Origin of the sequence: Sphingomonas tagetis (assembly GCF_024211275.1) — a bacterium.
GTDB classification, from domain to species: domain Bacteria; phylum Pseudomonadota; class Alphaproteobacteria; order Sphingomonadales; family Sphingomonadaceae; genus Sphingomonas; species Sphingomonas tagetis.
Genome location: NZ_JAMLDX010000025.1, coordinates 1 through 19775, shown reverse-complemented (window position 1 = coordinate 19775; position 19775 = coordinate 1). Strand labels below are relative to the sequence as shown.

The 19775-nt window shown below is 64.9% G+C and carries 18 protein-coding genes and 1 tRNA gene; 10 read left to right on the top strand and 9 right to left on the bottom strand.

The genetic code is table 11. The annotated features are described in order from the left end of the window. Window positions 1-583: 583 nt before the first annotated feature. The 4 genes from glmS to M9978_RS20990 form a co-directional block, all read right to left on the bottom strand. Window positions 584-2407, bottom strand: coding sequence for a glutamine--fructose-6-phosphate transaminase (isomerizing) (gene glmS / locus M9978_RS21005; protein ID WP_254296798.1), 1824 nt, complete (start codon window positions 2405-2407; stop codon window positions 584-586). A 65-nt stretch (window positions 2408-2472) separates the two neighbouring features. Beyond that, on the bottom strand, window positions 2473-3828 hold the full coding sequence (gene glmU, locus M9978_RS21000) for a bifunctional UDP-N-acetylglucosamine diphosphorylase/glucosamine-1-phosphate N-acetyltransferase GlmU (protein ID WP_254296795.1): 1356 nt from the start codon (window positions 3826-3828) through the stop codon (window positions 2473-2475). A gap of 429 nt (window positions 3829-4257) precedes the next feature. Continuing rightward, entirely contained in the window at window positions 4258-4494 is a 237-nt protein-coding gene (locus tag M9978_RS20995; RefSeq protein ID WP_254296792.1) for a hypothetical protein, read from the bottom strand. A gap of 117 nt (window positions 4495-4611) precedes the next feature. Then, window positions 4612-5397, bottom strand: coding sequence for a metallophosphoesterase (locus tag M9978_RS20990; protein ID WP_254296790.1), 786 nt, complete (start codon window positions 5395-5397; stop codon window positions 4612-4614). A 189-nt stretch (window positions 5398-5586) separates the two neighbouring features. Between M9978_RS20990 and M9978_RS20985 the strand changes: the two genes are divergently transcribed. The 3 genes from M9978_RS20985 to M9978_RS20975 all read left to right on the top strand — a co-directional run bounded on the left by M9978_RS20985 (window position 5587) and on the right by M9978_RS20975 (window position 7356). After that, window positions 5587-6528 (top strand): M48 family metalloprotease, encoded by a 942-nt coding sequence (locus M9978_RS20985; protein WP_254296787.1) that lies wholly within the window; start codon window positions 5587-5589, stop codon window positions 6526-6528. Window positions 6529-6792: 264 nt separating this feature from the next. Next, the gene (locus M9978_RS20980) at window positions 6793-6936 is read left to right on the top strand and encodes a hypothetical protein (protein WP_254296785.1); all 144 of its coding nucleotides are present in this window, start codon (window positions 6793-6795) and stop codon (window positions 6934-6936) included. Window positions 6937-7014: 78 nt separating this feature from the next. Further along, window positions 7015-7356, top strand: a complete 342-nt coding sequence (locus M9978_RS20975; protein WP_254296782.1) for a hypothetical protein — start codon at window positions 7015-7017, stop codon at window positions 7354-7356. Between the two features lie 3 nt (window positions 7357-7359). Here the strand turns inward: M9978_RS20975 and M9978_RS20970 are convergent, their stop codons facing one another. The 3 genes from M9978_RS20970 to M9978_RS20960 are packed head-to-tail and all read right to left on the bottom strand — an operon-like array spanning window position 7360 to window position 9895. Further along, window positions 7360-7482 carry a DUF2474 domain-containing protein gene (locus tag M9978_RS20970; protein WP_254296779.1) on the bottom strand — a complete coding sequence of 41 codons (123 nt, stop codon included), beginning with the start codon at window positions 7480-7482 and terminating at the stop codon, window positions 7360-7362. Then, window positions 7482-8489 carry a cytochrome d ubiquinol oxidase subunit II gene (gene cydB, locus M9978_RS20965; protein WP_254296776.1) on the bottom strand — a complete coding sequence of 336 codons (1008 nt, stop codon included), beginning with the start codon at window positions 8487-8489 and terminating at the stop codon, window positions 7482-7484. The genes M9978_RS20970 and cydB overlap by 1 nt, the downstream gene beginning before the upstream one ends. Continuing rightward, window positions 8486-9895 (bottom strand): cytochrome ubiquinol oxidase subunit I, encoded by a 1410-nt coding sequence (locus M9978_RS20960; protein ID WP_254296773.1) that lies wholly within the window; start codon window positions 9893-9895, stop codon window positions 8486-8488. The genes cydB and M9978_RS20960 overlap by 4 nt, the downstream gene beginning before the upstream one ends. 120 nt (window positions 9896-10015) lie before the next feature. On the opposite strand from M9978_RS20960, the gene glpD reads away from it, so the two are divergent. Further along, a complete protein-coding gene (glpD, locus tag M9978_RS20955) occupies window positions 10016-11524 on the top strand; it encodes a glycerol-3-phosphate dehydrogenase (protein WP_254296770.1) in 1509 nt (502 codons plus the stop codon). On the opposite strand, the gene M9978_RS20950 is transcribed toward glpD, so the two are convergent. Beyond that, a complete protein-coding gene (locus tag M9978_RS20950) occupies window positions 11506-12132 on the bottom strand; it encodes an FKBP-type peptidyl-prolyl cis-trans isomerase (protein WP_254296768.1) in 627 nt (208 codons plus the stop codon). The genes glpD and M9978_RS20950 overlap by 19 nt on opposite strands. 95 nt (window positions 12133-12227) lie before the next feature. After that, entirely contained in the window at window positions 12228-12434 is a 207-nt protein-coding gene (gene rpsU, locus M9978_RS20945; RefSeq protein WP_010162663.1) for a 30S ribosomal protein S21, read from the bottom strand. 330 nt (window positions 12435-12764) lie between these two features. On the opposite strand from rpsU, the gene M9978_RS20940 reads away from it, so the two are divergent. From M9978_RS20940 to M9978_RS20915, 6 genes are all read left to right on the top strand, one after another. Continuing rightward, the gene (locus M9978_RS20940) at window positions 12765-14234 is read left to right on the top strand and encodes a S41 family peptidase (protein ID WP_254296765.1); all 1470 of its coding nucleotides are present in this window, start codon (window positions 12765-12767) and stop codon (window positions 14232-14234) included. Window positions 14235-14370: 136 nt separating this feature from the next. Beyond that, complete coding sequence (locus tag M9978_RS20935) at window positions 14371-15660, top strand: MFS transporter (RefSeq protein WP_254296762.1); 1290 nt, start codon at window positions 14371-14373, stop codon at window positions 15658-15660. Window positions 15661-16046: 386 nt separating this feature from the next. Beyond that, complete coding sequence (gene recJ, locus M9978_RS20930; RefSeq protein ID WP_254296759.1) at window positions 16047-17801, top strand: single-stranded-DNA-specific exonuclease RecJ; 1755 nt, start codon at window positions 16047-16049, stop codon at window positions 17799-17801. Window positions 17802-17983: 182 nt separating this feature from the next. Then, window positions 17984-18220, top strand: coding sequence for a hypothetical protein (locus M9978_RS20925; RefSeq protein ID WP_254296755.1), 237 nt, complete (start codon window positions 17984-17986; stop codon window positions 18218-18220). 148 nt (window positions 18221-18368) lie between these two features. Further along, window positions 18369-18443, top strand: a tRNA-Glu gene (locus M9978_RS20920). 535 nt (window positions 18444-18978) lie between these two features. Beyond that, complete coding sequence (locus tag M9978_RS20915; protein WP_254296752.1) at window positions 18979-19740, top strand: nucleotidyltransferase domain-containing protein; 762 nt, start codon at window positions 18979-18981, stop codon at window positions 19738-19740. The last annotated feature ends 35 nt before the right edge of the window (window positions 19741-19775 follow it).

Genomic DNA, 19775 nt, shown 5'->3' with positions numbered 1-19775 from the left:
TCGGGCGAATTAAGCCGGCGATCTGCGTGTTGCCCTGCTGGCGCGGCGGGTCCTGTCAGCCTCGCTTGTCCCTGCCGCTCGGGCATGCGCAGCCCCGGCGTCGGAGCGGGTGCCGCCGCGAGGCTGTACCGCGCAGGTTGGCGAAGCTGGGTTTGCGGCTCATGCGCACCGCGCTGGCGGTCGATTGCGCCGAATATCGCCCTCGCCCTTCGTCGTTAGCTTCCCGGCGAGACCGAAGCGGACTTCCAGTATCTGCTCGACTGGCTCGACGAAGCGCAGCTCGACCACGGGGGCACGTTCCGTCCAGGCGCGGCGCCGAACGATCTCCGGGGCGCGGTGCCGGAAGAAGTCGAATAAGGGCACTAGTCCGGATCAGGGAAAAGACCACGGCGATTTCAATGGGCAACTGCATGCGAAAATCAGTCGCAGACTCAAGGTGATCGTTGACGAAGTGGACGGTTCGCCACGAACCTTACGGCGTGCCCTTGCCTTGAGCCTGCGAAGCTAGACGTTCGCGTGCCGACGCGGGGAAGCTCAATGATAGTGCAGAGGCTTTTCAAGCTTATTACGAGGGTTCGACACTTCATTCCACCGTCACCGATTTCGCCAAGTTGCGAGGTTGATCGACATCGGTGCCCTTGGCGACCGCGACGTGATAGGCGAGCAGCTGCACCGGCACCGCATAGACGATCGGCGCGATCAGCGGGTGCGCCTTGGGCATCTCGATCGTCGCGATGCACCCCTCGCCCGCTGCCGCGATCCCCTCGGCATCACTGATCAGCACGACCTTGCCGCCGCGCGCCTGCACTTCCTGCATGTTGCTGACGGTCTTCTCGAACAGCGGCCCCGACGGCGCGATCACGATCACCGGCACATGCTCGTCGATCAGCGCGATCGGCCCATGCTTCATCTCCCCCGCGGCATAGCCTTCGGCATGGATGTAGCTGATTTCCTTGAGCTTGAGCGCGCCTTCCAGCGCCAGCGGATAGTCGGTGCCGCGGCCCAGATACAGCACGTCGCGCGCGACCGCGACCGCGCCCGCCATCGCCTCGATCGCCTCGTCCCGGCCCAGCGCATCGTTGAGCGCCGCCGGCACCTCGGCGAGGTGCGCGACGATCGCCTTTTCTTCCTCCGGCGTCATCCGGCCCTTGGCCTTGGCGAGGTTCGCCGCCAGCGCCGCCAGCACCGCGAGCTGGCAGGTGAATGCCTTGGTCGAGGCGACGCCGATCTCCGGCCCGGCATGCGTTGGCAGCAGCAAGTCGGCTTCGCGCGCCATCGTGCTGGTCGGCACGTTGACCACCGCCGCGATCGTCTGCCCCTCGGCCTTCGCATGACGCAGCGCCGCCAGCGTGTCGGCGGTCTCGCCCGACTGGCTGATGACGATCATCAGCCCGCCATCCTCCATCACCGGCGCGCGGTAGCGGAACTCGCTCGCCACATCGATATCGACTGCGACGCGTGCGAACTGCTCGAACCAGTATTTGGCGACCATGCCGGCATAATAGCTGGTGCCGCACGCCACGATCGTCACGCGCTTGATCACCGACAGGTCGAAGTCGGGAATCGGCAGCGTCACCTTGTCCTCGAGCCGCTGGAGATACGCGCGCAGCGTCTGCGCCACCACGATCGGCTGCTCGTAAATCTCTTTCGCCATGAAATGGCGGTGATTGCCCTTGTCGATCAGCTGGCCCGACGCGCCCGAGTTGACGATCGCCCGTTCGACCGGGTTGTTGGCCTGGTCATAGACCTGCGTGCCGCCGCGCGTCAGCACGACCCAGTCGCCTTCGTCGAGATAGGAGATGCGCTGCGTCAGCGGTGCCAGCGCCAGCGCGTCGGAACCGAGATAGGTTTCCCCATCCCCATAACCCACCACCAGCGGCGAGCCGAGCCGCGCACCGATCAGCATATCGGGATGATCGCGGAACAGGATCGCCAGCGCGAACGCACCGTGCAGCCGCGGCAGCACGACCTTGACCGCCTCGACCGGATCCAGTCCCGCCTCGATCTGCTCGCTCACCAGATGGCAGACGATCTCGGTATCGGTCTGGCTCTCGAGCTTGCGGCCGCGCGCCAGCAATTCCTCGCGCAGCGGTTTGAAATTCTCGATGATGCCGTTGTGGACCAGCGCGACACGATCGGTGGCATGCGGATGCGCATTGTTGGTGGTTGGCCCGCCATGCGTCGCCCAGCGCGTGTGCGCGATACCGGTCACCCCCGCCAGCGGTTCCGCGGCCAGCACCTTGCCGAGATTGACCAGCTTGCCCGATGCGCGCCGACGCTCGATCGCGCCATCGACCACCGTCGCGATGCCAGCCGAATCATAGCCGCGATATTCCAGCCGCTTGAGCCCGTCGAGCAGCCGGTCGGCGACGTCGTCCTTGCCCAGGATTCCAACGATTCCACACATCGAAACTCGTCCTTCAGCCGCTCAATGCGGGAAATTGGTGTCCACCTTGCCGGCATAGCGGTCGGTCATTTGGCCTCCTTGCGCGCCGTCATCATCGCGCGGAAGCGCTTCGCCCAGCCCGGTTTGGCGGTCTGCGGCGGCCGCACCAGCGCCAGCGCGTCGGCCGCCACGTCCTGCGTCACCACCGATCCAGCCGCCACGATCGCGCCGTCGCCGATCGACACCGGCGCGACCAGCGCGCTGTTCGATCCGATGAACGCACCCGCGCCGATCTGCGTCCTGTATTTGAAGAAACCGTCATAATTGCAGGTGATCGTGCCCGCGCCGATATTCGCCCCAGCGCCGACCTCAGTGTCGCCGAGATAGGTCAGGTGATTGGCCTTGGCGCCCTTACCCAGCACCGCCTTCTTCATCTCGACGAAATTGCCGACATGCGCGTTCTCGCCGACCACCGCGCCGGGCCGCAGCCGCGCATAGGGTCCGACCGTCGCGCCGGTCGCGATGGTCGCGCCCTCGATATGGCTGAACGCCCGGATGGCCACGCCGTCCGCCACGCTCACGCCCGGCCCGAACACGACATTGGGCTCGATCGTCACGTCGCGCCCAATCGCCGTGTCATGCGCGAACCACACCGTCTCGGGCGCGGTCAGCGTGGCGCCGTCCGCCATTGCCCGTGCGCGGCGGGCCTGCTGCCATTGCGCCTCCAGCGCGGCGAGCTCGGCGCGGCTGTTCACGCCGGTCACCTCGACCGCATCGGTCTCGATCACCGCGCTGGCACGCCCGTCACCGGCGGCAAGCATCACGATGTCGGGCAGATAATATTCCCCCGCGGCATTGTCGTTGCCGACCCGCGCCAGCAGCGCGAACAGGTCGGCCGACCGCACCGCCATCAGCCCCGAATTGCACAAAGTCTCGGCGCGTTCCTCGGGCGAGGCATCCTTATACTCGACCATCTTGGCGATCCGCCCATCGGCATCGGCGATCACCCGGCCATAGGCGCCCGCATCGGCGGGCCGAAAGCCCAGCACCACCGCCGCCGGCGCATCCTCAACGTGCAGCCGCTCGACCATCCGCCGCATCGTCTCCGCGCTCACCAGCGGCACGTCGCCATAGAGGATCAGCACGTCGCCCGCGAACCCCGCCAGCGCGGCCTCCGCCTGCGCAACCGCATGGCCGGTGCCGAGCTGCTCGGCCTGATGCGCCATCGCCACGCCATGCGGCGCGACCGCCGCCTCGACCTGCTCGCGCCGCGCGCCCACTACCACCACCGTGCGCTCGGGCGAAAGCGCCGCCACCGTATCGACCAGATGCAACAGCATCGGCCGCCCGGCGATCGGATGCAGCACCTTGTGCGTGTCGGATTTCATGCGGGTGCCGCTGCCCGCGGCAAGGATGACGGCGGCAATAGGCTGGCTAATCATGGTTTGCGCCCAGGAAGAAGCGAAGCCGCTATTAAAAGTGCAAATCCGAAGTCGATTTGTAGATTGGCGCTATCAACAACACTCCATCAAATTGACTTCTCGCCCGCCTTCCTCAACGAAACACCAACCGGGTTCCCATTATTCCCTGGTTTGTCCGTAGAATTACTAACCAGCCGATCGAATGAAATCGGCGTATAGTCCCAACCGTCGAAGACCATTGCCACGGGATTGCATGAATCGGCCTTCGACCGCTCGCTGGACCTAGCCACTGATACCACCTTTTACTCCGAGATCAGCGATTACATGCGTGATCTACAAATCAATGGCACACCATTTGCGACGTGAGCCGGTCTGAAGCCAAACCCATCCCGAGCCAACAAAAAAAGGGCGGCGGCCATTAGGCCGCCGCCCTTTTTCAGCAATTATGTATTATGGGCTGTCGGGATGGCTGTCGCCCGAGGTCGCCGCGAGGACCCCCAGGATGATCGCAACGACCGCGACCAGCGGGATGATGAACCCGCCACGCAGTTCGTTCGACTCTCCAGCAACGGTGGCCGCGCGAGCCGAGTCACCCGAGATCGAAAGCTTCGACGCCGAATTCGCCAGCGCAGGCGCAGTGGCCAGCGAGCAGGCAGCAACTGCCATCATCATTTTCGCGAACCGCATGTGTTCTAACTCCCTTTTTTTTACGCCAACATCCTTCAGCGAATTCGGGCAGGGCCGCAAACGCCGTGAAATCAGACTCTCATAGCCCTACCGCATGGCAGCATGTGTAGCAAGGCGTTAAAAATCCTTTTCGTTTTCACTCGTTTGCAACACCCACCGCGCCGCGCCCTCGAATGCCATCGCGGTAAGCTTGCCGGTCGCGAATGCACCGGTGTCGATCCCGATACGCCATTGGCGCTCCTCGACCTCGTCGGCGATCGTATGGCCATGGACGATGATTTTCTCCAGCGAGCCATGATGGCCGAGAAATTCCTCGCGGATCCACCTTAGCGCGGCCGGCGATTGCTCGGCCAGCGGCACACCCGGACGGATGCCGGCATGGACAAAAGCATAATCGCCGATCTGGATTAGATTCTCGAACCCGCTCAGGAATTCGATGTGCGATTGTGGCACCTGCGACTGCAACATCCCGGTCAGCGAATCATAGTCGGCCGCCCGGTAATCGGCTTCGCTGATGCCATAGCTCAACACGGTTTCCTTGCCTCCGATCCGGAGGAAAAATGACATAGCGCCCTTCTCACCGTCCAGCGCTTTCAGAAACACCTCTTCGTGATTGCCGAGCAGGAACCGCACCTTGCTACTGCGCAGCGACAGGTCGAGCAGCCGCTGGACGACCTGCGCCGAATCCGGGCCGCGGTCGATCAGGTCGCCCAAAAAGATGACAGCCGTGTCCGCTGGCGCACGCGCCGCGTCATCGGCCTCGATCTGCGCCAGCAGACGATCGAGCAAATCCAGCCGCCCGTGAATGTCCCCGACGGCATAGATACGGCGGCCGTCCGGAATCGAACCCACCGCGGTGCCGGGCACATTCTTCGAGAAGGCAGAGAAAAGTCGACGAAGCATGAGATACAGGGGCCAATAGTTGCTGGCGCGATAGCGGGACAACGCTTCCGCACGCAACCATGATCGTGCATAGCCTCCTCGATGAGTCGAGCGTCCTGCATGTCCGGATGGCGTCTGGGTTGCGCCGCAATAGCGCTGTCGACCGCGCTGATTCCTGTAGCTTATGCGCAATCAACGATCGAAACAGCGATGCTGGAGGCGCTTCGCGTGGCCGATCTCCAGCTCGCCTCGATCGGGTTCAGGCTGAGCGTGGCGGGTGCCCCGCTGTGCGACCGGCTGGAGCCCGGCACCGGCCTTCAGCTGCATACACTGGCGCAATATGCGCCGCCCGCGCGTGATGGCATTCGTGCGCATTTCGGCTTGGCAGGGCCGGTCGGGGTGGAGGGCGTGGTCCCCGGAAGCCCCGCGGTGCAGGCGGGTGTCCGGGCCGACGACACGCTCATGGCCATCAACGGAACGGCACTTGCGCCAGCGCCCGCAGGCGAGGCATCGACCGCCCAACTCGCCGCACTCCATCAGCAACTCGCCGCGCTCCCGCCGACTGCACCGATCGATCTGACGCTCAGCCGGGCCGGCCGGCGGATCGCGGTGCGGGTCCAGCCCGTCGCCGCGTGCTTTTCCCGCTATGAGTTGCGGATCGGCAACAGTTTCGACGCTCGCGCCAATGGCGAGCTCGTCCAGATCACCTCGAAATATCTCGAAGCGATCGATGGCGATCTGCTGCCGGCGGTCGTCGCGCATGAGCTGTCGCACAACATCCTGCGCCATCGCGAACGGCTTGCTGCGGCCGGCGCCGAGTTCGGATTCGCTTCGGGCTTCGGGCGCAATGTCGGGCTGTTCCGCCAGACGGAGATCGAGGCTGATATTCTTGCCGTGCACCTGCTCGCACGCGCACGCTATTCGCCCCATACGGCGGCTCGCTTCTGGCGTGAGGCGGGTCCTCGCCTGATGGCGGGTATCGTCCGCAGCCGGTCGCATCCGCCCCTTCGCGACCGCATCGATCTGGCAGTAAGCGAGGCAGCCAGGTTTACCCGCCCAGGCGCCCCGCCCGCCCCGCCGCCCTTTCTCGCCAAGCGCAACCAGCCGCTCGACGGCGATTGGCGCAAGCTGCTGCCGCCCTCGGCACGGTAACGCCTGATCATCTCGCAGGGCGAAAAGTGAAAATACCAAATCAGTCTGTCACAGTCCATGCACGCCGCAACCCTGCATATCATTTCGCACTTGCAGCAAATTTCTATTCGGTCTTTGCTTTGCGTTGGACGCCGCATCCACGATTCGGCCCTCCCCAAAAGTAGGAGCAGACCAATTCGCACTACGAACTATCTTGCAGCGCTCGCTGCGCTCTCACTGGCCACGGCACCGGCCCTGGCAGCACCCTCGGCAGCCAGGCTCTCGGTGACCGGACTGACGGACAACCGCGCTGCCACCGCGGTGGGCGACGCCAACGAAGCCAAGGGCGGGTTCCTCATACCGGCCATCGCGATTATCGCCGTCATCGTCGGCGTGCTGATCATCTCGGACGATTCGGACAGCAACTGAGCCAGAGCGGTTGCTGTGGTGACGGCGGCCTTGCGGCGGCCGGAATTCTGTTTTGCGTACCAAAAGGCAGCGTGCTCCGTGCTGTTCTATGCCACTTTCAAAGAGGCGCTCGCCAATTACAGCGGGTTCGCCGATACTGTCCTTCACATCCATGCCGGGTTGCTGATCCTACTGGTAGCAAGGCTGGTGACGCGCCGGTCTATGGGCACGTTCGTACCGTTGCTCGCCGTGCTGGGTGTGGAACTGGCCAACGAGACCATCGACCGGATCAATCACGGCTCGTGGCGCTGGCACGATATGCTGAGCGATATCGGGTATACATTATTCTGGCCGCTGGTGCTCAGCATCGCGATTTGCCTGTACCCTCCGCACTCGAGCATCGACGCCAATAGCGGGGGCGAGCTTTCGCCGGCGGAGTGAAACTCAGGGGCGCAGCCACCACCGGATGAGCATGGCCACGGCGCCGAGCGCGGCAACGCTCGCCCCCCAGATCGCCACCAGCCAGGTAAGCCGCTTCCACAACGGTCCGGGCGTGTCCGCCGTCATCAGTGATAGCCCTCGACGCCCACCTTCCCGCGGAAAACCCAATAGGACCAGGAGGTGTAGGCGAGGATGATCGGTACAAGAATGCCCGCGCCGACCAGCATGAAGCCTTGGCTCGCGGCGGGTGCGGCAGCGTCCATGATCGTGACGCTGCGCGGGATGACATAGGGCCAGATGCTGACCCCAAGCCCCGCGAAGCCCATCAGGAACAGCCCGAGCGCGAGGAAGAATGGCCGCGCCTCGCGCCGTTTCTTGAGCGAGCGGTAGAAAGCGAAGGCAATGATCGCGGTCAGCAGCGGAGCCTGCGCGGTCGCCAGCACGTGCGGGAAGTCGAACCAGCGCTGCCAATAGCTGTGCGAGAGGAACGGCGTGGCGGCGCTGACCGCGGCGATCGCGCCCAGCGTCGCGAGGCCGAACCAGCCAGCGAGCCGATAGGCATGGTCCTGCCCGCGCCCGTCGGTCTTCCAGATCAGCCAGGTCGCGCCGAGCAGCGCATAGCCCGCCACTACGCTGATCCCGGTCAGCAGCGTAAACGGGGTCAGCCAGTCGAGCCAGCCGCCGCCATAGGCGCGGCCGGCGACCTTGATCCCCTGCAACAGCGCGCCAAGGATGATTCCCTGACTGAGCGCCGCCATGAACGAGCCCGCGGTGAAGGCGAAGTCCCACCAGCGGCGATGCTCCGGATCGCGCCAGCGAAACTCGAACGCCACACCGCGGAATACGAGCGCCAGCAGCATCGCGATGATCGGCGGATAGAGCGCGGGCAGCACGATGGCGTAGGCGAGCGGAAATGCCGCGAACAAGCCTCCGCCGCCGAGCACCAGCCAGGTCTCGTTGCCGTCCCACACCGGCGCGATCGAGTTCATCGCCTTGTCGCGCTCGGCTCCCACCTCGAACGCGGGGAAGAGAATGCCGATACCGAGGTCGAACCCGTCCATCACGACATAGGCGAAGACGGCGAAGGCGATCAGGAACGCCCAGATCGTCGCGAGGGTCAGGTCGGGGGTCATGGGTTGCCCTCCGGCTTCTGCGCCGGTCCCGGGGTGATCCCGGCGGTGCGGATCGGCGCGTCGTCGGTGATCTCGGGTTCGTGCGGCTGCGCGCCCTTCTGCATCAGCCTGAGGATGTACCAGGTGCCGAAGCCGAACACCGCGAAATAGACGAGGAGGAACGCCATCAGCGACGCCCCCACCGCCGGCGCGGCGAGCGGCGAGGCGCTGTCGGCGGTGCGCAGCAGATTATAGACGGTGAAGGGCTGCCGCCCAACCTCGGTCGTCACCCAGCCGGCGATCACCGCGACGAAACCCGACGGCCCCATCACCAGCGCGGCACGGTGCAACCAGGACCAGTCGTAGAGCTTGCGCCGCAGCCGCGCGAGCAGGCTCCACGCCCCGAGCGCGAGCATCAGCATGCCGATGCCCACCATGATTCGAAACGACCAGAAGACGATCCATACCGGCGGCTCGTCCGCATCGGGGATGGTGTCGAGCCCGGCAAGCGGTGCATTGGCATCGTGCTTGAGGATCAGCGACGAGGCCTTGGGCAGTTCGATCGCGTAATCGACGCGCTTCTCCTTGCCGTTCGGGATGCCGAACAGGATCAGCGGCGCGCCGTCGGGATGGCTTTGATAATGGCCCTCCATCGCCATCACCTTTTGCGGCTGATGCTCGAGCGTGTTGAGGCCGTGGAGGTCGCCGGCGAAGATCTGCACCGGCGCGACCAATGCCGCCATCCACATCGCCATGCTGAACATCTTCCGGGCGTGCGCGTCGCCCTTGTCCTTGAGCAAATGCCACGCGCCGACCGCACCGACCACCAGCGCCGTGGTGAGATAGGCGGCGATCACGGTGTGGACGAGGCGGTAAGGAAAGCTCGGATTGAAGACGATCTCGATCCACGGCGCGGCGGGGACGAACTGGCCTGCCGCGTTGACCGCATAGCCGACCGGGGTCTGCATCCAGCTGTTGACGCTGAGAATCCAGAAGGCCGAGATGAAGGTGCCGAGCGCGACCATACAGGTCGCGGCGAAGTGCAGCCCCTTCCCCACCTTCTTCATCCCGAACAGCACCACGCCGAGAAAGCCGGCTTCGAGGAAGAAGGCGGTCAGCACCTCATAGGCCATCAGCGGCCCGAGGATTGGTCCGGTCTTGTCCGAGAAGACCGACCAGTTGGTACCGAACTGGTAGGACATCACGATGCCCGACACGACGCCCATGGCGAAGGCGACGGCGAAGATCTTTATCCAGAAGCGGAAGAGGTCGAGATAGAGGTCGCGGCCGGTCTTCAGCCAAAGCCCTTCGAGCACCATCAGATAGCTGGCGAGCCCGATCGAAAAGGCGGGGAAGATGAAATGGAAGCTGACCGTGAACGCGAACTGGATGCGCGCCAGGACGATCGGGTCGAATGCGTCGAACACGTTGTGCTCCGCGGGGCGACGGCCCCTCGGCCGGGCCTAGTGCGCTTTTTGCAATCGGGCGGCAAGTGCGGGCGGCGCAATCGAGGTTGCGCATGGTGCCCGGAATGTTAGCCCTTCGGCATGACCTCCGCCGATTATGACATCCTGATCGCAGGTGGCGGGATCAACGGCGCGGCGATCGCCCGCGATGCCGCTGGCCGCGGCGCGCGCGTGCTGCTGGTCGAGCAGGACGATCTCGCGGCGCACACCTCGTCGGCCAGCACCAAGCTGATCCATGGCGGGCTGCGCTATCTCGAACAATATGCGTTCCGGCTGGTGCGCGAATCGCTCGCCGAGTGCGAGCGGCTGCTGGCGGCGGCGCCGCATCTCATCCGCCCGCTGCAATTCGCGGTGCCGCATGACCGCGCGATGCGACCGGCCTGGATGATGCGGGCGGGGCTGTGGCTCTACGATATGCTGGGTCTCGGCTCGAGCCTGCCGCGTTCGCGTGCTCTCAAATTGCCCGGCTCGATCTACGGCGCGCCGCTGCGGACCGATGCTGAAAAGGGCTTTCTCTACTGGGATTGCCGGGGCGATGATTCGCGGCTGGTGGTCGCGTGCGCGCAGGACGCGGCGGCGCGTGGCGCGCGGATCGCGGGCTATACGAGGCTGGTACAGGCCCGACGGGAGGGCGGGCTGTGGCGCGCCGAACTGCTCGGGCGCGACGGCACCGCCGAAACCGTCACCGCGCGGGCGCTGGTGAACGCGACGGGCGCCTGGGCCGATCGTCTGCTCGGCGCTGCAACGGCAAAGGCAACAGGCAACCGGCTGCGGCTGGTCAAGGGCAGCCATATCGTCGTCCCCCGCTTGTTCGAGGGCGAGCATGCCTATCTGCTTCAGCAACCCGATGGGCGCATCGTCTTCGCCATTCCCTTCGAGCGCCGCTTCACGCTGGTCGGCACGACCGATGTGCCGTGGGACGGCGCGCCCGACCGGGTCGAGATCGACGCAGCGGAGACCGCCTATCTCTGCGAGGCGGTGAACCGCTGGTTCGCACGGGCGATCGCGCCGGAAGATGTCGTGTGGCGCTATGCCGGAGTTCGCGCGCTTTATGACGATGCGCAGGCCAATCCCTCGAAGATCAGCCGCGACTATGTGCTGGCGGTGGACGATGCGGCGGGCGACGCGCCGATCCTGTCGGTGTTCGGCGGCAAGATCACCACCCACCGCGCGCTCGCCGAGCATGCGCTGGACAAGCTGCGTGCGTTTCTACCCGAACTGGGTCCGGCCTGGACCGGACAGGCGGTGCTGCCGGGCGGCGATCTCGGAGAAGCGGGGCTGGCCGGCCTGATCGCGGGCCTGGCGAAACGCGCGCCGTTTCTCGACACCGCTACGATCGACCGGCTCGCTCACAGCTATGGTTCGCGTGCCTTCGACGTCGTTGGCGATGCCCGGACAGGCGGCGATCTGGGCGAGCAATTCGGCGCGGGGCTTAGCGAGCGGGAAGTCCGCTACCTCATGGCCCATGAATGGGCGCGGTCGGCGGACGATATCCTGTGGCGCCGCTCGAAGCTGGGCCTGCACGTTTCGCCAGACGAAGCCCGCAAGCTCGCGGCCTGGCTCGACGCGGCTCAGTTGCCCTTGGGCTGACCGCCCGGAGGCGGGCTGCCGGGAGGCGGGCCGCCGGGCATACCGCCCTGCTGTTGCTGCTGCATCATCTGCTGATAGACGCTCATCGGCAGGAACTCGATCATGTTGACCTCGAACACCAGCAGCGAATTGGCGGGGATCACCTCGCGGCCCTGTGGGTCGCGGCGCGCTTCGGCGCCATAGCCCAGCTCGGGCTTGATCCAGATGCGGTACTTGCCGCCCTTCTTCATGACCTTGAGCGCTTCGCTGAAGCCCGGGATCATGCCGGCGACCGGCAGCGGCGTCGGCTGCTGGCTCGCGTCGAACTGCTTGCCGTCGCGCAGCATGCCCTTGTACATGACGAGCGCGACGTCGCTGTCGGTCGGGCTCGCGCCCTCGCCTTCCTGGATCACTTCATATTGCAGGCCGGTCGAGGTCTCGACCACGCCCGACTGACCCTTGTTCCAGGCGAGGAAGGCGTTGTTGTCACCCTTTTCGGCGACGACTCGCGACGTCCCGACCCAGGCCAGCGCCACCGCGGCGAGCACCGCGGCGATCACGCCGATCCAGAGCCACGCCAGATAGCTGCGCTTGGTCGGCGGAATCGGCACGGCGGTCACGGACGACATGGATCAGCTATCCTGGATTCCGCGAGCGGGCCGCGGCGAAAAGTCACAAAGTTCACGCCACCCATCGCGCGCGACAGGTGGCGATCCGACAGGCCTTAACGGGCGCCGTCGCGCTCCATGCGCTTGCGCTCGAGCTTGCGCGCACGGCGAACCGCTGCAGCACGCTCGCGGGCGCGCTTTTCGCTGGGCTTCTCGTAGTGACGGCGCAGCTTCATCTCGCGATAAACGCCCTCGCGCTGCAGCTTCTTCTTGAGCGCGCGCAGTGCCTGGTCGACGTTATTGTCGCGAACGATGATTTGCATAAGTCCGTCTCAACTCCGAATCATATCAATAGAGATAGGGTCGCCGAAGCATAGGCCCCGGGCGTTGGGACGCGCCACTAGCAGGGAGAGTCCCGAAAGACAAGGCAAAGGCGGCGGTACGAGACCGCACCGTGACGCCAAAGCCACAGCCGCCAGGCAGCCGCGCCGCTGCTCATCCTTTATAAGCCCTTGGACGGCGGCGCGGGCGACGGATCGCCATATAGATTACACCCTCCTCACCCACCCGGACATCGCAGGTTAAGCTTCGGAATTTAGAAGGGAATTTTTGCTGCTGACCCAGCAAGCACCTTCAGCTAAGATGGTTGCATCATGTACCAGTTCCGTTCGCTTCCCGCGCGCCTGACCGCGGCCACCGCCGCCCTTGCCTTGTTGTCCGCCTGTGGCGGCGGTGGCGGCAGCGGCTCGATTACCGGTGGCGGCGCCGCCGTCACGCCGACTCCGACGCCTACGCCGGTTGCCAGCACCTGCTCGCTCAGCGCGCGCAAGGACTGGGTGCAGGCGCAGATGAACGAATGGTATCTCTTCCCCGAGACGCTGCCCGCGAGCATCAACCCGGCGGCCTATGCCGATGTGCAGTCGTTCATCGACGCGCTGACCGCGACCGCGCGGGCGCAGCGCAAGGACCGCTATTTCACCTACATCACCTCGATCGCCGAGGAGAATGCCTATTATAATTCCGGCTCAAGCGCGGGATTCGGGGTGCGCTTCTCGATCGACACCGCCGCGCGTCGGCTGTTCGTCAGCGAATCGTTCGAGGGCGCCCCGGCGCTGACCGCGGGAATCGACCGCGGCACCGAAATCCTCTCGATCGGCATCAGCGTCAGCACGCTGCGCACCGTCAGCGACATCCTTGCCAGCGAAGGCAGCGCTGGCATCACCAACGCGCTCGGCCCGTCGACCGCCGGGACCAGCCGCGTGCTGCGCGTCACCGATGCCGCGGGCACGCGCAACCTGACCGTGACCAAGGCGGATTATGAGCTGACGCCGGTATCGTCACGCTATGGCGCCAAGGTGATCGACGATGGCGGACGCAAGGTCGGCTATGTCAATTTGCGCACCTTCATCAACACCGCCGAGACGCCGCTGCGCAACGCTTTCGCCAATTTCCGCGCACAGGGCATCACCGAGGTGATCGTCGACCTGCGCTACAATGGCGGCGGGCTGGTCTCGATCGCCGACCTCGTCAACAATCTGATGGGCCGCGACAGGACGACCTCTACCGTCGCGAACTACGTCACCTTCCGCCCGTCCAAGGCGGTGGAGAATGAGACGGTCTATTTCGCGCCGCAGAGCCAGTCGATCGCACCGACTCGCGTGGCGTTCATCGGCACGACCGGATCGGCCTCGGCCAGCGAATTGGTGATGAACACCTTCGTCCCCTATCTCGGCAACCGGGCGGCTCTGGTCGGTACCAACACTTACGGCAAGCCGGTCGGCCAGATCGCGCTCGACCGTTCGGCGTGCGACGACCGCCTTCGCGTGATCGCCTTCGCGCTCGAAAATGCCAACCATCAGGGCGCCTATTATGACGGGCTCGCGCCGTTCATGGGCGCGACCTGCCAGGCGGCGGACGACGTCACGCGCCAGCTGGGCGATCCGCTCGAGGCCTCGACCAAGTCGGCACTCGACTTCCTCGCCGGGCGCAGCTGCGGCGCGGTGATCACCAGCGCGCCGGGCGATTCGGCGCAGTCGGACAGCATCAAGCTGCGGACCGAGATGGAGCTGCTCAGCCCCGAACGGCCGAGCACGGCGCAGCGCGAGGTACCGGGGCTGTTCTGACGGCCGTCTCAAGGTCTCCGTCGTCACCCCGGCCTCGTGCCGGGGTCCGCCGCGCGGCAAGGGCTGGACTTGAGCCGCTCGTCCATCGCATGCCTCACGGCATACCCCGGCACGAGGCCGGGGTGACGGGGGTGAGATGGCCGAGCCGAGCACATTCGACACCAAGCAGCGCCTCAAATCGATCCTCGGCGGGTCGGCGGGCAATCTGGTCGAATGGTATGACTGGTACGCCTATGCCGCCTTCACCCTCTATTTCGCGCCGCATTTCTTTCCCAAGGGCGATCAGACCACCCAGCTGCTGAACACCGCCGCGGTGTTCGCGGTCGGCTTCCTGATGCGGCCGATCGGCGGCTGGCTGATGGGGGTCTATGCCGACAAATATGGGCGCAAGGCGGGGCTGACGCTGTCGGTGTCGCTGATGTGCGCGGGATCGCTGCTGATCGCGGTGACGCCGGGTTATGAGTCGATCGGCTGGGCCGCGCCCGCCTTGCTCGTCTTCGCGCGGCTGATCCAGGGGCTCTCGATCGGCGGCGAATATGGCGCCAGCGCGACCTATCTGTCCGAGATGGCGGGCAGGAAGAATCGCGGCTTCTTCTCGAGCTTTCAATATGTGACGCTGATCTCGGGCCAGCTGATCGCGCTCACGGTGCTGCTGATCCTGCAAGCCTCGATGAGCGAGGCCGCGCTGGAGAGCTGGGGCTGGCGTATCCCCTTCTTCATCGGCGGCGCGCTCGCGGTGATCGTGTTCTGGCTGCGGCGCGGGCTCGCCGAGACGCAGAGCTTCCACAATGCCAAGGCCGAGGGGCGCAAGAGTGGCGCGCTGGCGCTGCTGCGCGAGCATCCGGGCGAGTTCTGCCTCGTGATGGCGCTCACCGCCGGCGGCACGCTCGCCTTCTACGCCTATTCGATCTACCTCCAGAAGTTCCTGGTCAACACCTCGGGCTTCGACCGCGAGACCGCGTCGGAGATCAACGCCGCGGCCTTGTTCGTGTTCATGTGCATCCAGCCGCTCGCGGGCGCCGTCTCGGACCGAATCGGACGCAAGCCGCTGATGGTCAGCTTCGGCGTGCTGGGCGTGATCTGCACTTATCCGATCTTCACCACGCTGGCGACGGTGCAGAGCCCGTTCACAGCGTTCGCGCTGATGCTCGGCGCGCTGGTGATCGTCACCGGCTACACCTCGATCAACGCGGTGGTGAAGGCCGAGCTGTTCCCCGCGCATATCCGAACGCTCGGCGTCGCCCTGCCCTATGCGCTGGCCAATGCGATCTTCGGCGGGACGGCGGAATATGTGGCTTTGTGGTTCAAGGGCCGCGGGTTCGAGCAGGGCTTTTACTGCTATGTCACCGCGATGATCGGCATCTCGCTGGTCGTGTACCTGCGGATGCGCGACACACGGAACCACAGCAAAATTCTGGAAGACTGAAAAATCCCGCCTTTCGTGGCGAACGGCGTCAGCGGCGGAGCTCTCTCCGCTTCGCCTTGCCGTCCCCTGCCATTCGGAGTTTACGCCAATAGGCCCGACGACGCAGGATTGCGAAGGTGACTGCGGCGCTCACGGCTCCGGCCCCAATCAGCCCAAATGCAATCAATTCGCGAACTTCCATCGATACGCTCATAAACCGGGGTCAGCTGCACCTTTTCGCATCGCCCCCACCTCTCCATTGCGGGCCGCTCAATCATTTGAGCTGCGAATTGTCTCCTTACACCGCCGCCTTAGGCATTGATAGCCGCTTGGATCGCGTGGCGCGGTGACACGCGTCCGTTCGCGCCGCAGTGGCGCTGTGTCCCGGAACCAACTAAGCCGATCCAATGACCTCCGTCCTCAATGTCCATTCGTCGATCCTCGGCCAGCCTTGGCGCTGGCGCGGACTGGCCGCGGATGCGCGCGACCCGGGCTTCGCGCCAGACGATCTGGTGACGCAATTGCTGCTGACGCGCGGCTGCGCACGCGAGGACTTGGAGGCGCACAAAAGCCCCAGCATCCGCGCCTTCATGCCCGACCCGTCGATCTTCCGCGACATGGACAAGGCGGCCGAGCGGCTGGCGGACGCAGTGACTCGCGGCGAGGCGGTGACCGTGTTCGGCGACTATGACGTCGACGGCGCGACGTCGGCGGCGCTGCTGATCCGGCTGCTGCGCGACCTCGGCCTCGACCCGCGCGCCTACATTCCCGATCGGCTGATGGAGGGTTATGGCCCGTCCGGCGAGGCGCTGGTGCGCTTGAAGCGCGAGGGCGCGGACCTGATCGTCACGGTCGATTGCGGCGCGATGGCGTTCGACGCGCTCGCCGAGGCGAATGCGGCGGGCGCCGAGGTGATCGTCGTCGATCATCACAAATGCGCGTCGGAACTGCCAAAGGCGCTGGCGCTGGTAAATCCTAACCGCCTCGACGAGGAGGAGGGACGCTCGCACGGCCATCTCGCCGCTGTCGGTGTCGCCTGGTTGCTGGGGGCGGCGCTGGTTCGCGTGCTGCGCGGCCGCGGCTTTTTCGGCGATCGGGCCGAGCCGCGGCTGCTCGACCTGCTTGACATCGTCGCGCTGGGCACGGTGGCGGACGTCGCTGCGCTCAAGGGGCTCAACCGCGCATTCGTGGCGCAGGGTCTCAAGGTCATGGCGCAAAGGCGAAATGTCGGGATGAACGCGCTGATCGAAGCCAGCCGCCTGACGCGCGCGCCAACCTGCACGGATCTCGGCTTCGCGCTCGGGCCGCGGATCAACGCGGGCGGGCGAGTCGGCAAATCGGATCTGGGCGTGCGGCTGCTGACGACCGAGGATGCCGATGAGGCGCGCGTGATTGCCGAAGAGCTCAACCGGCTCAATGAGGAACGCCGTGCGATCGAGGGCGAGGTGCAGCAATCGGCCGAAGCGATCGAAACGCATGGCGCAGTCGCAGTGGTCGCGGCGCGGGGCTGGCATCCCGGCGTAATCGGGATCGTCGCCGGACGGCTCAAGGAGAAGTTCGGCCGCCCGGCGATCGTCATTGCGATCGGCGAGGATGGCATCGGCAAGGGGTCGGGCCGCTCGATCTCGGGCATCGATCTGGGTGCCGCAATCATCGCCGCCAAGGAAGCCGGTCTGCTGATCGCTGGCGGCGGGCATGCGATGGCGGCAGGCGTCACGGTGGCGGAGGACATGATCGCCGAGTTCGCGGCGTTCCTCGATGCCAAGCTCGCCGAGGGAGTCGAGCGCGTGTCGGGCCAGCGCGCGCTGCTGCTCGACGCGGTGCTGGCGCCCGGCGGCGTCAATCCCGAACTGGTCGATGCGATGGAAGCGGGCGGACCCTATGGCATGGGCTGGCCCGCGCCGCGCGTCGCCGCCGGGCCGGTGCGGATCGTCAAGTGCGATATCGTCGGCAATGGCCATGTCCGCGCGATCGTGTCGGGCGAGGACGGCCGCAGCATCAAATGCGTGGCGTTCCGCGCGGCCGAGACGCCACTCGGCATGGCGCTGCTCGGTGCGCCGCGCGACCGGCGGCTGTGGGTGGCGGGGCGCGCGAAGATCGACGACTGGGGGGCGAGGCCCGCGGCGGAAATCCATCTCGATGACGCCGCTTGGGCGGATTAGCTCCTACGCTGAAGGCAAAACCTCGTGCATGCGCTTTCGGGAGCGATCCGAATGAGCGAATACACGAAAAATCGTGGTCGTCACTCGTTCCGCCGCGTATCATACGATGCGTTAGTGACTTGTAAATCTGATGAGCTTACGCGCGGCACAGCGACATAAGCGTTGCGCACGGAGACTTACAGATGAACCTCAACAATTTCCTCACGGGTGCAAGCGCGGCCCTTCTGCTCGCCAGCGCAGGAGTTGCTCAAGCGAACTCGGCGAAGTCCCTCAGCCTGTCCAGCAGCGGCGCTGTCCGTGCTGCCTCGATGGCAGGTGATAGCAACGAAGGCGTAGGCGGCTTCCTGATCCCGGCAATAGCGATCATCGCGATCATTGGTGGCATCCTGATCATCTCGGACGATTCCGACAGCAACTGACCGGATTCAACCGTAAAATCGAAATGGCGGCTCTGGCCGCCATTTTTTTAGCAAGAGGGGGCAACCCTTCGCCGGGGAGATACCCCTCCAATGGAAACCCCCTTGACCACCGCGCGCGCCTTGGCCTAGTGCGCGCGCTCGCCTTTATGGCCCCTTCGTCTAGCGGTTAGGACGCGGCCCTTTCACGGCTGAAACACGGGTTCGATTCCCGTAGGGGTCACCAGCGATTTGAACTGATGAGCTGCTGCCCACACTCGGAAGCTCGATATCGGTGATTGTATCGAGGCCTAGCACCCGGAGGATGGTACGTCCGCACTTACGGCTGCCTTTTGACACTGTGCATCGACGATCACGCCGGTGAGCCGCAGGATGGCGTCTGGACGGAGGGTTTATTTGGATCTTCTGCAGTCTCGTAGGCAATCCCAAGCGACGTTCGCCCCCCAGTATGTAAAACGGCGCTTCGCGGCTGCTACCGCAATTGTTTTCCGGTGTCCGCCTATTCTGACTCGGTCGATCCCCCTGCGCCACGATTCAGTCCAGGGTAAACTGGTGCTCCTACGTCAGGCTTTAAATGGGTCACGAGACGCAACCACCAAGGTACCGTCAAGCGGAATGCAGTTGCCGGTATACGAGGTCGGCAGGTTCTCGCTGAAGCGCTGGCCGCATTGCTCCAGACCGCCCCTTAGATGACGCCAGAACTGCGCAATACGCATTCCAGCGGTGCATTGCCGCGACGCTACCGCTAGGGATTGCTACGAATGCGCACCGACCTCGACCATCTACCGCCCGCCAAGCAGCGCGATCTGGAGCGGGTTGTCCAGATCCTCTTCGAGGAGTTCGAGGATGCGCGCGGAAATCCCACCGGCGATCGCAGGCTCGGCCGTATCCTCAAGGTCATCCTCTACGGCAGTTATGCGCGTGGCGGCTGGGTCGACGAGCCGCACACCGCCAAAGGGTATCAGTCGGATTTCGATCTGCTGGTGATCGTCAACCAGAAGGAGCTGACCGACCGCGTCGCCTATTGGCAGCGTGCTGAGGAGCGGCTGATCCGCGAGCTGTCCCTCACCAGGACGCTCCACACACCGGTCAACTTCATCGTCCATTCCTTGCAAGAAGTGAATGATGGTCTTGCCCATGGCCGCTACTTCTTCATGGACATCGCCCGCGACGGGATCGCGCTCTATCAAAGCGACGATACCGAGCTTCACAAGCCCAAGCCGAAGACCCCGGAACAGGCGCTGGCGCTTGCGAAGGAGTATTTTGAAGAGTGGTTCCCCGGTGCGATGAAGAGGTTCGAGGCCGCGCGCTTTCTTATCGACCGGGGGCACACCAAGCAGGCAGCTTTTGACCTACATCAGACAACAGAAAGCCTTTTGCACACGGTGCTTCTCACCGTCACGAGCTACACTCCGTTATGCCGCGCGCGGCATAAGGGGGTTTATGCCGAGCGCCTGACTATGCCGAGCGGACGCAGGATCGCGCGGTTTTCCCAGGGTTTTGAGGTAGCCGGCTCGGCATAGTTTTACCGTCCTTCCAGGCACCCATCGCCGAAGGA